At 70.3% G+C, this 14281-nt stretch carries 10 protein-coding genes and 1 pseudogene; 4 read left to right on the forward strand and 7 right to left on the reverse strand.

From position 1 onward, the window contains the following. Positions 1-6: 6 nt before the first annotated feature. Positions 7-1368, reverse strand: coding sequence for an RICIN domain-containing protein (locus ABZX11_RS11045; protein WP_354911997.1), 1362 nt, complete (start codon positions 1366-1368; stop codon positions 7-9). A gap of 312 nt (positions 1369-1680) precedes the next feature. On the opposite strand from ABZX11_RS11045, the gene ABZX11_RS11050 reads away from it, so the two are divergent. Then, positions 1681-4017, forward strand: coding sequence for a beta-L-arabinofuranosidase domain-containing protein (locus tag ABZX11_RS11050; RefSeq protein ID WP_354912000.1), 2337 nt, complete (start codon positions 1681-1683; stop codon positions 4015-4017). Between the two features lie 181 nt (positions 4018-4198). Here the strand turns inward: ABZX11_RS11050 and ABZX11_RS11055 are convergent. Continuing rightward, a pseudogene (locus tag ABZX11_RS11055) lies at positions 4199-4728 on the reverse strand (transposase); the annotation flags it as partial. Positions 4729-5215: 487 nt separating this feature from the next. After that, the gene (locus ABZX11_RS11060; protein ID WP_354912002.1) at positions 5216-6088 is read right to left on the reverse strand and encodes an SDR family oxidoreductase; all 873 of its coding nucleotides are present in this window, start codon (positions 6086-6088) and stop codon (positions 5216-5218) included. Positions 6089-6218: 130 nt separating this feature from the next. On the opposite strand from ABZX11_RS11060, the gene ABZX11_RS11065 reads away from it, so the two are divergent. Then, on the forward strand, positions 6219-6614 hold the full coding sequence (locus tag ABZX11_RS11065) for a helix-turn-helix domain-containing protein (RefSeq protein WP_354912005.1): 396 nt from the start codon (positions 6219-6221) through the stop codon (positions 6612-6614). Positions 6615-6825: 211 nt separating this feature from the next. Here ABZX11_RS11065 and ABZX11_RS11070 read toward each other — a convergent pair whose 3' ends face one another. Genes ABZX11_RS11070 through ABZX11_RS11080 form a run of 3 tightly spaced genes read right to left on the reverse strand, consistent with a single transcriptional unit; the run spans position 6826 to position 9737 of the window. Further along, positions 6826-7590, reverse strand: a complete 765-nt coding sequence (locus tag ABZX11_RS11070) for an SDR family oxidoreductase (protein ID WP_354912008.1) — start codon at positions 7588-7590, stop codon at positions 6826-6828. Between the two features lie 8 nt (positions 7591-7598). Beyond that, a complete protein-coding gene (locus ABZX11_RS11075; protein WP_354912033.1) occupies positions 7599-9053 on the reverse strand; it encodes an aldehyde dehydrogenase family protein in 1455 nt (484 codons plus the stop codon). 33 nt (positions 9054-9086) lie between these two features. Next, positions 9087-9737 (reverse strand): DUF4230 domain-containing protein, encoded by a 651-nt coding sequence (locus tag ABZX11_RS11080; RefSeq protein ID WP_354912011.1) that lies wholly within the window; start codon positions 9735-9737, stop codon positions 9087-9089. A 75-nt stretch (positions 9738-9812) separates the two neighbouring features. Here ABZX11_RS11080 and ABZX11_RS11085 point away from each other — a divergent pair, with 75 nt between their 5' ends. Further along, positions 9813-9959, forward strand: a complete 147-nt coding sequence (locus ABZX11_RS11085) for a hypothetical protein (RefSeq protein WP_354912014.1) — start codon at positions 9813-9815, stop codon at positions 9957-9959. Positions 9960-10035: 76 nt separating this feature from the next. On the opposite strand, the gene ABZX11_RS11090 is transcribed toward ABZX11_RS11085, so the two are convergent. Continuing rightward, positions 10036-11382 carry a glycoside hydrolase family 6 protein gene (locus ABZX11_RS11090; RefSeq protein ID WP_354912036.1) on the reverse strand — a complete coding sequence of 449 codons (1347 nt, stop codon included), beginning with the start codon at positions 11380-11382 and terminating at the stop codon, positions 10036-10038. A gap of 426 nt (positions 11383-11808) precedes the next feature. On the opposite strand from ABZX11_RS11090, the gene ABZX11_RS11095 reads away from it, so the two are divergent. Then, positions 11809-14190 (forward strand): ricin-type beta-trefoil lectin domain protein, encoded by a 2382-nt coding sequence (locus ABZX11_RS11095; protein WP_354912015.1) that lies wholly within the window; start codon positions 11809-11811, stop codon positions 14188-14190. The last annotated feature ends 91 nt before the right edge of the window (positions 14191-14281 follow it).

A 14281-nucleotide genomic window follows, 5' to 3' on the forward strand; every position in this document is an offset into this window, starting at 1 on the left:
CGTGTCTCAGGCGCGCTGGAGCTGGAAGCGCTGGTTGGCGCCGCCGGAGGCGGCGTACTGCGAAATCCGCGCGCCGTCGGCGGTCGAGGCGCCCCAGACGTCCATCGCGAGGCCGCTGGCCCGGTTGACGAGGGTGACCGCACCGCCGCCGGCGTCGGTGACCTGCCACTGCTGGGTCGCGGCGCCGGTGTCCGGCTGCTGGGTGATGTCCGCACCGGAGGCGGTGCCGGCGACCTGCAGCACGAGGCCGCTGTGCCGGGCCCGGATCCGGTAGTAGCCGTCGGTGGAGGCGAGGAAGTCGAACTGCTGGTTGGCCGCGGCGTGCGAGGTCCACTGGATCAGGGCGGCGCCCGCGGCGGTGGACGCGCCGCTGATGTCCGCCGCCTTGCCGCTGTGCGCGGCGACCAGGGAGTAGTTCACGCCGACCTGCACCGGCGAGGTGGGCGGGTTCGGGTCGGTGCCGCCGCCGAACTGGCTGAAGAACTTCCAGATCTCGGCCTTGTCCCAGCTGCGCGCGCCGCTCTCGCAGCCGGTGCAGCCGTCCACCGGGCCCTGCTGGTGGCCGCCGTCGAAGGGTGCCCAGACCACCGGGTAGCCGGTCCGGCAGCCCGAGTAGACGGTCAGGTAGTGGGTCTTGCTGCCCGCGGCGGGTTCGGGGGCGTTCTGCGGGGTGCAGCCGTTGTTCCGCACGAAGGTGTCCCGCAGCCCGCGCCCGGCGCCGATGTTGTCCGAGACCCCGTGGATCCCCATGTACGCGATGGGTTGCGTGCCCCCGCTGCAGCCGCTGATCGCCCCGGGCGCGGCGATGGCCACGACCGCGCGGAAGACGTTCGCCCGGGCGCAGGCCAGCGCGTAGCTCATCGCGCCGCCGTAGCTGAAACCGATGGAGAACAGCTGCGTCGTGTCGACGCAGAGGTCGTTTTCGATCAGCCGGACCATGTCGTCGGTGAACGTCACGTCCTCGCCGCCGGAATTGCCCCAGCCGTTGTTGAGGCCCTGCGGTGCCACGAAGATCGTGCTGTTGCCCGACTGCGACTGCATGCCGTAGTAGGCCCAGGCGTAGCCGTCGCTGCCGCCCGAGGCGACCTGCTCGGCGGTGCCGCCGAGCCAGTGGAAGCCGAAGGTCAGCCGGTGCGGCGTGCTCTTGTCGTAGCTGTCGGGGATCTTGAGGATGAAGCTGCGGCTCTTGCCGTTGCTCTGGATCGTGCGCGTGCCGCTGGTGAGCGTGGGGTTCTTGCCGCAGCCGGCACTCGGCGTGCCGGCCAGTGGCGCGGGGGACGCGGCGGCGCCCGGGGGAGTGGCGGTCACGGACAGCACGAGCAACGCGGCGGTCGCGAAGATCCGGAACGGTGAGCCGGGCCTGGGCATGCGGAACCCTTTCGGGCGAGGAGGAAATACTCGGTCCCCCGGCACGGGAAAGCGGCTCCAGGGGTATTCGGGTTGTAGCACGGATTTCGAATGGGTGTCCAGCTCGAAATGAAACTTTCATTTCCATTGTTGGCGCGGTAAATTGTTCCGTGAAAATCCTCTGAAAGTTGTTCCTGGGCCGGAGTCCGCGCGGTGCAGTCGGCCGGGACCGGTGGCCCGTCCGGAACGAGGGTCGTGACAAGGCGGTTTGTTAGCGCTAACATGCTCGCCGGGCCCACCCCCATGTCCGCTCAACGACGAACGGAGCACCCGGTGACCTCCTCGTTCAGCCGCCGGCGGCTGCTGCAAGCCGCCGGCGCCACCGCCATCGCTTCCGCGGCCGGCTCGGCCGGATTCGCCCTCGGCGGAGCACCCGCCGCCGCCGCGACTGCCGCCGCGGCCGTCGGGCCGGTCCGCCCGGACGCCGGGGTGGCCGCGTCCCCGTTCGAGCTCGGCCAGGTGCGGCTGACCGCGAGCCGCTGGCTGGACAACCAGAACCGCACGCAGAACTACCTGCGGTTCGTCGACGTCGACCGGCTGCTCTACAACTTCCGCGCCAACCACCGGCTCTCCACCAACGGCGCCGCCACCAACGGCGGCTGGGACGCGCCGAACTTCCCGTTCCGCAGCCACGTCCAGGGGCACTTCCTGTCCGCGTGGGCCCAGCTGTGGGCCGTCGCCGGCGACACCTCGTGCCGGGACAAGGCCACCACCATGGTGGCCGAACTGGCCAAGTGCCAGGCCAACAACAGCGCCGCCGGGTTCGCCGCCGGCTACCTCTCCGGTTTCCCCGAGGCCGACTTCGACAACCTCGAAGCCGGGCGGCTGAGCAACGGAAACGTGCCGTACTACTGCATCCACAAGACCATGGCCGGCCTGCTCGACGTGTGGCGCTATGTCGGCAGCACCCAGGCCAGGGATGTACTGCTGAACCTGGCCGGCTGGGTCGACCGGCGCACCGCCCGGCTGTCGGCGAGCCAGCTGCAGTCCGTGCTGAACACCGAGTTCGGAGGCATGAACGCCGTGCTCACCGACCTCTACCAGTACACCGGCGACGCGCGGTGGCTGACGGCCGCGCAGCGGTTCGACCACGCCGCCGTGTTCGACCCGCTGGCCGCCAACCGGGACCAGCTCAACGGGCTGCACGCCAACACCCAGATCCCCAAGTGGATCGGGGCCGCGCGGGAGTACAAGGCCACCGGCACCACCCGCTACCGCGACATCGCCACGAACGCCTGGAACATCACCGTCGGCGCGCACACCTACGCCATCGGCGGCAACAGCCAGGCCGAGCACTTCCGCGCCCCCAATGCGATCGCCGGCTACCTCAACGCCGACACCTGCGAAAGCTGCAACACCTACAACATGCTCAAGCTGACGCGGGAACTGATCGCGCTGTACCCGGACCGCGCCGACCTGGCCGACTACTACGAGCGGGCGCTGCTCAACCAGATGATCGGCCAGCAGAACCCGGCCGACAGCCACGGGCACATCACGTACTTCAGCTCGCTCAACCCGGGCGGCCGCCGCGGCCTCGGCCCGGCGTGGGGCGGCGGCACGTGGAGCACCGACTACAACTCGTTCTGGTGCTGCCAGGGCAGCGGCCTGGAAACCCAGACGAAGCTCGCGGACTCCATCTACTTCTTCAGCGACACGACGCTGATCGTGAACCTGTTCCTGCCGTCGGTGCTGACCTGGACCCAGCGCGGCATCACGGTCACCCAGACCACGTCGTTCCCGGCGAGCGACACCAGCACGCTGACGGTGACCGGGAGCGTGAGCGGCACCTGGGCGATGCGCATCCGCATCCCGGGCTGGACGAGCGGGGCGACGATCAGCGTCAACGGCGTCGCGCAGAACGTGACCGCCACGCCCGGGAGCTACGCCACGCTGTCGCGGTCCTGGACGTCCGGCGACACGGTCACGGTCCGGCTGCCGATGAAGGTCGCGCTGAAACCGGCCAACGACAACGCGAACGTCGCGGCGGTCACCTACGGCCCGGTGGTGCTGGCCGGCAACTACGGGTCCAGCACGCTGCCGTCGTTGAACCCGGCCTCGGTCACCCGGACCAGCAGCACGGCGTTGACGTTCAGCGCCACGGCGAACGGGTCGGCGGTCAGCCTGGTGCCGTTCTACGACGCCCAGGGCTTCAGCTACACGGCGTACTGGAACACCGGCAGCGCCGGCGCGACGACGTACCGGCTGGTCAACGTCGGCAGCGGGCTGCTGCTGGGGGTGGAGAACATGTCCACCGCCGACGGCGGCCGCGCGCTGCAGTGGTCGGACAACGGCACCGCGGACCACAACTGGGAGCTGATCACCGACGGCAGCGCGGTGCGTTTCCGCAACGCCAACAGCGGAAAGGTCCTCGGCGTCCTGGACATGTCGACCGCGGACGGCGCCCGAGTCATCCAGTGGTCGGACAACGGAACGGCCGACCACCGCTGGACGGTGCTCGACCAGGGCGACGGAACGGCGAAGATCCGCAACGTCAACAGCGGCAAGCTGCTGACGATCGAGAACGGTTCGACGGCGGCAGGAGCGTATGCCGTGCAGGGCCCGGACAACGGCGCCGCGGCCACCCGCTGGCGGCTGGTGCGCAACGGCTGAGGTTCCGTTTTTGTCGGTGGTCGCCGATACGCTGGAACCGGGGGGGCCCTATGTGGTTGTCAAGCCGCAGTGGGGGCTGGTTCGGGGTGGCGGTAGTGGGTGCCGGTACGGAGAATGTCGCAGCGGCGGCGGACCAGGCAGATCGGTGCGGCGTTGTGTTTCTTGCCCTCGGCTCGTTTGCGGTGTCCGTGGCCGCGGTGCCCGGGACGGTGATGGTCTGCTCGCCGAGCGCGGTCATGATCGCTTCGACCAGCCGTTCGCCGATGTGCGGCGCGTGGGCTTTGGCGATCGCGGTGAGTTTGCGGCAGCCGGCGTTGGCGATGCCGGCCGGGCCTCCGCAGCGGGAGGGGATTTCCAGCACGGCCGGGTGGCTGATCTTGGGGCCGATGGCGTGTTCGAGGCGGGGTGGATGCCGGTGAGCAGGCCGCGGATGCGGTTGCTGATGCGGGTGGCTTCGCCGGCGAGGTCGTCGTCGAATTCGACCAGCACCTCCAGTTCGGCGAGGGCGTGTCCGGCGGCGCGGGCGACTGCGACCGGCAGTGCGCCGATGGTGGCCGGCTGGTCGACCACGACCAGCAGTGGTCCGTGTGCGGCGAGCTTATCGAACAGGGCTTTCAGCTTGGGTTCGGTGTTGGGCAGCGGGCCGTCATGCAGTCGCTTGCCGTCCGGGTCGAGACCGACCGCGTGGTGGGCGTCCTTGCCCACGTCCAGGCCGAGACCTACCCAGCGCTGGCCGTGTCCCTATCAGCAGTCGGTCGATGCCACCAGACCCGGTGACACCACCCCCCCGGATCATGCCTGCGACTGGGGACAAAGTCATGCCGGACCTGGTGACCACAGCTCCTTGATCAGGAACTACGAAAACGGTAACGGGGGCGCCCCCCCGCGGGCCGGCTGCCGGGCAGAGGCTCCTTGATCAAGGACCAGGGGCCGCACACGATCGGTAGGACCAGCGCGGATCAAGACGGTGACCGGTCGGCGCTTCCCCACGGCCTGCCCGATCCGGGGTGGGCGGCAACCGCCGGCGCGTAACGGCAGGTCCCCGGCCCGGCCGCGCCTACCGTGGTCGCGATCGACGGCACCGGCGCGGACGCCGCGGTTCGTCGACGTCCGCGCCGAGGACCGGCGGTGTGGTGGGTCCGGCGCGGAGACTCGCGGCGGCCCACCTGAGCAACCCGGCCCCCACACGAGTTCGACCTCAGCGATGCAGGGCGGCCGCGAGTGCCTCGGCCAGTGTCACGGGCGGGCGGCCGATCAGGCGGCGCAGATCGCCGGAGGCGGTGTGCATCTCGCCGCGGCTCATGCCGCGGTCGGCGTCGGCGAGGACCTCCGCCAGCTCGGCGGGCAGGCCCGCCGCGGCCAGCGTCCGGGCGAAGCCGGGCACCGGGAGGTCGGCGTAGGTCACCTGCTTTCCGGCCGCGGCGGAGATCGCGGCGGCGAGCTCGGTCAGGGTGAAGGCTTCGTCGCCGCCGAGCTCGTACACGGCGCCGGTGTGACCTTCGGTGGTGAGGACGACCGCTGCGGCCTCGGCGTAGTCGGCGCGGGACGCGGCGCTGATCCGCCCCTCGCCCGCGGCGCCGGCGAGCGCGCCGTTCTGCAGGATCTGCGGCAGCTGGCCGGTGTAGTTCTCCAGGTACCAGCCGTTGCGCAGCAGTACGCCGGGGATTCCGCGCTCCCGCAGGTACTCCTCGGTCTCGCGGTGCGTGGCGCCGATGACGGTGGTGGCCGTGTCCGCGTGCGCCGTGCTCGTGTACGCCACCAGCGACACGCCCGCGGATGCCGCGGCATCGATCACGCGGCGGTGGTTGGCGACCCGCTCACCGACCGGGACCGAGGCCGAGACCAGCAGCAGCCTGTCCGCCCCCGCGAAGGCCTCGGCCAGGCTGTCGGTGTCCGCGAAGTCGGCGCGGCGGACCGTGATGCCCCGGTCGGCCAGATCCTTGATCCCGGCGATGTCCCGGCCGGTCGCGATGACGTCCGCGGCCGGGACTCCGCGCCGCAGCAGTGCCTCGACGGTGAGCCTGCCCAGCTGGCCGGTGGCTCCGGTGACGACGATCGGCATGGTGGTCATTCCTTCCTTCCCGCGTGCCGCGGTCCGTCCGCCGCGGCGTGGAACTCAGAATGACCTGGACACTCTCTGCTGGGGAGTAGCCACTTCTTGGTAGGGTACTTACCGCAGCGAAAGCATTGAGGTGAGCCGGATGACTGCTGTCGGGGATGTGACCGGGCCCATGCCGTCGTTCGATCCGTACGAGCGCGGCTGCCCGTCGCGGGACCTGCTCGACCAGATCGGCAGCAAGTGGGCGGTCCTCGTGCTGGGCGAACTCGGCCGGAACGGGACCTCCCGGTTCGGTCATCTCCGGCAGGCGCTGGCCGGCGTGAGCGAGAAGATGCTCACCCAGACGCTGCGCACCCTCGAACGCGACGGGCTGGTCAGCCGGACCGTGTACCCGGAGGTGCCGCCGCACGTGGAGTATCAGCTGACCGCGCTCGGCCAGACGCTCCGCGAACCGCTGAAGGCGCTCACGGAGTGGTCCGTGCGGCACATCGGAGAAGTCATCACCGCCCGCGAAGAGTACGACGACCGCACCAGGTGATCGTCGCCTGCGCCGGCTCTTCCTTCCTTTGACCAGCTCGCTTCGCGACCCCGATTCGCCCATGGTGACTACGGCCGGCGGCACCGCGTCAAGGCGGGAAAGCGTACCTTGACCCGGCACCGCCGGCCGTGTGGTGGCTGCGGATCGGGGTTGCGCGGGGTGTGGGTCCCGGACCTCTCGTTTCGTGGGCTGCCGGGCATTCCTGCCTTGGTCAGGTCGGCGGGGTGAAGCGGCCGTCCACCGCCGTCCAGCCGCCATCCACCATCAAGGTCGTTCCTGTTACGTACGTTGCCGCGTCCGAGGACAGGTACACCACGGCTCCGGCCAGCTCCTCGGGCTGGGCCCACCGGCCCAACGCCCCCTTGGTCGCGTACGCGTGGTACCAGGCCTCGTTCTGCTTGATCTGTTCGGTCAGCGGTGTTTCCACCACGCCGGGGGCGATCGCGTTCACCCGCACGCCCGACTCGCCGAACTCGGCCGCCGCCGTTTTCACCAGCTGGATCGCCCCCGCCTTCGTGGCCGCGTACACCGCCTGGCCCGGCTCCACCACGTACCCCCTCACCGAGGAGAACACCACGATGCTGCCCCGTCCTCTTCGGACCATCCGGCGGCCGAACGCCTGCAGGACCGTGAAAGTCGCCTTGAGGTTGAGGTTCACCACGCGGTCGAACTCCGCCGGGGTGTAGTCGAGGATGCGCTTGCGGACGTTCGTGGCCGCGGTCAGGACCAGGATGTCGAGGTCGGCCGCGCTGCCCGCCGCCCGCTCGACCGCGTCGGAGTCGGTGATGTCCAGCTCCAGTGCTTCACCGTCCACCTCCCTCGCCGTGGCCTTGGCCGTGGCCGGGTCCTTGTCCGCGCACGTCACCTCGGCGCCGTGGGCCTTCAGGGCCAGCGCGGCTTCGCGGCCGATGCCGCCCGCTCCGAGCACGGCCGCCTTCTTGCCGGCCAAGCTGAACAACTTCGTGTAGTCCGTCATGGGTTCGCTCATTCCGGCCGGATCACGGCCATGCGGGTGACGGTCAGTTCTTCGATCGCGAAGCGGGGGCCTTCACGGCCCACGCCGGAGTCCTTGATGCCGCCGTACGGCATGATGTCCGAGCGGAAGCCGGGAGCCTCGTTCACGATCACGCCGCCGACCTCCAGCTCCGCCACCGCCTTGAACGCCGTGGCCAGGGAGCGGGTGTACACGCTCGCGTGGAGGCCGTAACGCGACCGGTTGACCAGGTCGAACGCCGCCGGCAGGTCCGGGACCGAGCGGAGGGCCACCACCGGCGCGAAGATCTCCTCGCACCACGCCTCCTCCTGCTCCGGGACGTCGAGCAGGATCGTCGGCTCGATGGCGCGGCCCGCCCGGCGGCCGCCCGCCAGGAGCTTCGCGCCCGCCTGCTCCGCCTTCTCGATCCAGCTCAGCGCGCGGTCCGTCGACGCTTCGTCGATCAGGGGAGCCACCCGGGTGGCCGGGTCGCGGGGGTCGCCGGTGGTGAGCTCGCCGATGCCCGCGGTCAACCGGGCGACGAACTCCTCGCGGACCGGCTCGCACACGATCACCCGCTGCACCGCGATGCACGCCTGCCCGTTGAAGTAGAAGCCGCCGCGGAGGACGGCTTCGGCCGCCTTCTCCAGATCCGCGTCGGGGGCCACCACCAGCGCCGCGTTCGACCCCAGCTCCAGGAGCACCTTGCGGGGCGCCGCGTCCTTCGCGATGCGGTGGCCGACCGCCGCCGAGCCGGTGAACGACACCGCCGCCACCCTCGGGTCGGTCACCAGCCTGCGGCCCACCTCGGCGTCCCCGGTCACCACCTGGACGATCTCCGGCGGTGCGCCGTGCCGCTCCGCCGCCTCCCGGACCAGCTCCGCCAGCCAGAGCGCCGACAACGGGGTGGCCGGGGCCGGCTTGCAGATCACCGGGCAGCCCGCCGCGATCGACGGGGCGATCTTGTGGCTGGCCAGCAGCAGCGGGGCGTTGAAGCCCGCGATGCCCACCACCAGGCCGATCGGCCTGCGGTTCCAGTAGCCGATCAGGCCCGCTCCGGATTCCTGGATGTCCAGCGGCACCGTCTCGCCGTGGATGTGGGCGACCTCCTCCGCGGTCGCCGACCAGGTGAACAGCGTCCGGGACAGCTCGAGCGCGCAGTCGGCGCGGGTCTTGCCGGTCTCGGCGACCAGCAGCTCGGTGAACTCGGCCGAACGCGCGCGGACGGCGGTCTCGACGTCCAGCAGGATCGACCGGCGCGCCGCCGAGGTCAGCGCACCGACCCGCTTGACGGCCGCCGCGCCCGCGTCGAGGGCGGCGTCGGCGTGGGCGGCCGAACCGACCGGGGCGTGCGCCACCACCGATCCGTCGTAGGGGAACACCACCGGTGCCGTATCGGTGCCGGTGAGCCACCCCGGCCCGATCGGCAGCCCGGACCGCAGTGCCGGGACGGTGAAGCCCGTCATCAGCAACCCCTCCTCAAACGCCATTGTCCAAGGTCAGCCGGGATTGTTGTCCGCGTACTTCACGGTGATGTTCTTGAAGCCCAGCGACTGCAACAGCCCGGTCAGCATCGTCCGCGTGTTCCGCTCCGCGTCCGCCACCAGCGAGCTCTTCGCGGCCGCCGCCTGGATCTGCTTCTGGGCGAGCTCGTACAGCGCCTGCTGCGAGTTCGGGTTGCCGGTCAGGAACTCGTTGATCCGGGTGAACAGACCCTGCTGCTGCGCGTACACGTGCGACTCGTGCACGTCCAGCGTAGCCGGTTCCAGCTGGGCGTGGCCCAGGGTGATCGTGGCGGACTGGCGGTCGTCGGAGACCTGGACCGCGTCGCCCTTCAGCCGCGAGAAGTCCACGTACGCGTTGTCCGTGCCGACGCCGATGAACAGCGTGTCGCTGCCGGCCAGGAAGCTCGGCAGGATGGAACTGGTCGTGATGTCGACGACCACCTGGAACGAACCGCTGGCCGCCTCGTAGCGGGAGAGCTCCACGATCGACTGCAGCAGCACCGGACCCGAGTGCTCTTCGGTCTTTTCGGCGAACGGATTGCGCAACTGGGGTAACAGGTGCACCGCCGATGCGACCAGTACCGCTGCCACCAGCACCACCACTGCCACGCCCAACGCGACGAGCCGTCTGCCCCAAGCACCCATGCCGCCAGGAATACCCAACCGGCCGCCGGACGAATCGGGCGGTACGGTGTGTCCGGCTCCGACGGGAGGAGAACTGTGCGCAAGTCCGTGTGGCTGTGGATCCTGCTGGCCATCCTCGTCATCCTGGTGCTCGGGATGATCTTCGGCGGCTACCGCAAGGGCACCAAGATCGGAGCGCCCGCCGCCCCGGTGGCGGTCCTGGCCGTGCACCGGGCGGCCTGAACCCGCCCGGTCCGGCTTCGGTCCACAAAGGACGGCACGTGGCCGGCCGCGCCGGCCGGCCACGCACCGAGGGGCCTCAGGAGCAGGCCGTCCCGTTGAGCGTCGGCTGCTGGAACGGCGGTGTGCCACCGCTGTAGTCCGCGTTGTAGCCGAGCGTGGTCGTCGCGTTCGTGCCCAGGTTGCCGTTCCACGCCGCGTTGGCCACCGTGACGACGTCGCCGCCGTCGGTCCAGGTGCCGTTCCAGCCGTTGGTGACGGTCACGCCGGGCGCGGAGAACTTCAGCGTCCAGCTCGTCAGGGCGGCGCCGCGGTTCTCGATGACGATCTCGCCGGTGTACCCGGTCGGCCAGCTGCTGACCACCCGGTGGGTGACCTTGCAGCCCCCGGTCGGCTGCGGGGTCGTGGTGGTGGGCGTGGTCGGCGTGGTGGGGGTCGTCGGCGTGGTCGGAGTGGTCGGCGTCGTCGGGGTGGTGGTCTGGATCGGCCCGGCGGCGATGGCGAGGTCGTAGGCCCGCTGGGGCACGAACTGGCCGGCCGTGGCGATGCAGCCGTCCGCCTCGCCCGGCGGCTTGACCCACAGGAACGCGTCGATCTGGGCGTCGCCGGTCTGGTTGGTGCTCGGCGTGCCGATCGCCCGCCCGCCGGGGTCGCACCACTCGCTGCCCTGCGGCCCGTTGCCGTTGCGGCTCGTGTCGATCACGGCCTTCAGCCGCGAGTCGCCGAGCTGGCCGAGGACCGCCTTGTCGTAGGCGACTTCGTCGGACGTCGAGCGGTAGTTGGACACGTTGGTGGAGATGCCGTCGGCGCTGTTGGAGATGTCGGCGGCCCGCAGCCGCGAGGCGGCGTCGGCGGGGGAGAGCCAGGCGGAGTGGCCGATGTCGAAGTACACCTTCGCCTGCGAGGAGCCGGCCTTCAGCTTCTTGCCCGCGTAGGCCATCGACGCCGAGGTCTGGCGCTGCTGGTCGCTGTTCTGGCAGCTCGTCATCTGCGGGAGCACGTCGGGCTCGAGCACGATGGCCGCGGGCCGGCCCGCGAGACCGGCCGACACCTGGTCGATCCAGGCCCGGTAGGCGTCGTGGGACGGCGCGCCGCCGCTGCTCGCGCCGCCGCAGTCGCGGTTGGGGATGTCGTAGACGACCAGGATCGGGATCTTGCCCGCCGCGGCGGCCGCGCCGGTGTAGGCGTCGACCTCGCTGCGCACGGTCGAGGTGTTGGTGGTGGTGAACCACCGCGCCTGCGGTACCGCGGCGATCCGGTCGCGGATGACCGCGGCGCGCGAGTCGCCGGGGTTGGCCGCGACCCACTTGGCCGCGTTGGTGCCCGGGTCGACGTAGTACGCCGAGGCGGCGGCCTGCGCGCCGGCCCACGTGGTCGTGGCGACGACGCCGGTGACGGCGACGGCGGCGAGCCCGCCGGCGGCCACTGTCCTGCTGCGCATGCACGTTCTCCTTCGAACGGTGGGGAGGCGCCGGAAATGTCTGCTGGGAGCGCTCCCAGTAAACGGAGACTGTAGCCGGGGAAGGCGGCGCGGGAAAGGGGCTGCCGGTGTTCCGCGCGCTTGTCCGCGGGAAAGTTACATTTGCGCGCCTTGTTGCCGGACAGCCGAAAGAACGCGCTGAACTGCGGTGATGGCCGCCGCAAAGTGTGCCGGCCGCGGTGTTTCGTAACCTGCGCGCCGAAAGTTGTCGGGCAGCGATGGTGACTGTTAGCGTTAACGCCCAGCTGTTCGCCATCGACGAAGATGGGGTTCTCACGAGCGATTTCCCCCTTCGCTGAGCGACCGATTGTTACGTCGGCGCGCCCGAAAGTTTCGCCGGGCGCCGTCCCTTCGTCGGAAGTGAGGACACCCATGTTCCGGAGCGCGCGAGCCGCGGCCGCGGCGGTGCTCTTGGTCGTGGCCGGCGGCGTGGTCGCCGCGGCACCGGCCGCACAGGCCGCCACCTCGATCACGGTCAACGGCGGTTCGGGCGGCCGCACGTTCGACGGCGTCGGCGCGGTGAGCGGCGGCGGGGGCAACAGCCGCCTGCTGATCGACTACCCGGAGCCGCAGCGCGGCCAGATCCTCGACTACCTGTTCAAGCCCGGCTACGGCGCCGCCCTGCAGATCCTCAAGGTGGAAATGGGCGGGGACACCAACTCCACCAGCGGCGCCGAGCCCAGCCACGCCCACTTCCGCGGCGACCTGGACTGCAACCGCGGGTACGAGTGGTGGCTCATGGAGCAGGCGAAGGCCCGCAACCCCGGGATCAAGCTGGTGGGCCTGCCCTGGGGCGCGCCGGGCTGGATCGGCAACGGCACCTTCTTCTCCAACGACCTGACCGACTACTACCTGTCGTGGCTGGGGTGCGCGAAGCAGCACGGGCTGACCATCGACTACCTCACGTCGGTCCAGAACGAGAAGCAGTGGAGCGCCGACTGGACGGTCACCCTGCGGAACGCGCTCAACGCCAACGGGTACAGCGCGGTGAAGATCATCTCCGGTGACTCGTGGCCGGGGGACTGGGGGCCGGCGAGCGCGATCTCGACGAACACCGCCTACCGCAACGCCACCGACGTGCTCAGCGCCCACTACACGTGCGGCTACCTCAGCGCGCAGACCTCCTGCAGCGTCCCGGCGAACGTCACCAACACCGGCAAGACGCTGTGGTCGAGCGAAAACGGCTCCCAGGACTACAACGACGGCGCCAAGCCGCTGGCCCGCGGGATCAACCGCGTCTACCTCGACGGCAAGATGACCGCCTACCTCAACTGGGACCTGATCGCCGCCGTCACCCCGAACATCCCGTGGCCGACGGTGGGCCTGATCCTGGCCAACCAGCCGTGGTCCGGGTACTACTCCGTCGGCAAGGACGCGTGGGCGCTGGCGCACACGACGCAGTTCACCGCGCCCGGCTGGAAGTACCTCGACGCCTCCAGCGGGTACCTCGGCGGCAACCGTTCCAACGGCAGCTACGTCTCGCTGAAGTCGCCGAACAACACCGACTACAGCACGATCATCGAGACGATGGACGCGACCTCGGCCCAGACGCTGAACCTGAACGTCACCGGCGGCCTGTCCACCGGCCAGGTGCACGTGTGGGCGACCAACCTCAACTCGAACAACGGCAGCGACCACTTCGTCCACAGCGCCGACATCACGCCGAACGGCGGCGCCTTCTCCCTGACCGCCCAGCCCGGCTACCTCTACACGATCACGACGACCACCGGGCAGGGCAAGGGCACCGCGACCAGCCCGCCGCAGGGCTCGCTGAACCTGCCCTACAGCGACGACTTCGACTCCTACGCCAAGGGCAAGGAAGCCAAGTACCTGATGGACATGGAGGGCGCCTTCGAGACCGCCGCCTGCGGGGCGGGCCGCGCCGGGACGTGCGTGCGCCAGGCCGCGACGCAGAAGACGATCCCGTGGAAGAAGTTCGTCGACCCGTACGCGCTGCTGGGCAACATCGCCTGGAGCAACTACACCCTCAGCACGGACGTGCTGCTGGAGAAGTCCGGGTACGTCGAGCTCCTCGGCCGGGCCGGCTCGCAGGACACCGGCAACCAGGGCGCGCTGAACGCGTACTACTTCCGGATCAGCGACACCGGCGCCTGGTCGCTCCGGCGCAACAACACCAGCCAGCAGAACACCACCCTGCGCACCGGCACCACGACCGCGCTCGGCACCGGCAGCTGGCACAAGCTCGCACTGGGCTTCTCGGGTACCACGATCACCGTTTCGGTCGACGGCACGGTGCTCGGCACGGTCACCGACAGCACCTTCCCGGCCGGCCAGGTCGGCATCGGCACGGCGGTCGGGGAGACCGCGCAGTTCGACAACCTCGAGGTCGCCGGCTCGGGCGGCGGGTCGACGTCGGTGCTGCGCAACACCGGGGCCGGGCGCTGCCTCGACGTCCCGAACGTGTCCCAGACCAACGGCACCCAGGTGACCCTGTGGGACTGCAACGGTGGCAGCAACCAGCAGTGGACGCTCACCTCGGGCAAGCAGCTGCAGGTCTACGGCAGCAAGTGCCTCGACGCCGAGGGCGCGGGGACGAGCGCCGGGACCCGGGCGATCATCTGGGACTGCACGGGCGGCACCAACCAGCAGTGGAACGCCGCCGCCGACGGCACGCTCACCGGTGTCCAATCCGGACTGTGCCTCGCCCCGAGCGGGAACGGCACCGCGAACAGCACGCCGGTCACGCTGCAGGCCTGCACCGGCGCGAACACCCAGAAGTGGACGCGGAGCTAGACGAGTAATGCGTAAGTCTGGGTGGTGACCGGAGACGGGCGAAGGGTGTTCAAGATCCGTTTGTGACGACAGACCTGAACACCCTTCTCAC

It is taken from the genome of Amycolatopsis sp. NPDC004169 (assembly GCF_040610315.1).
Taxonomy (GTDB): Bacteria; Actinomycetota; Actinomycetes; order Mycobacteriales; family Pseudonocardiaceae; genus Amycolatopsis.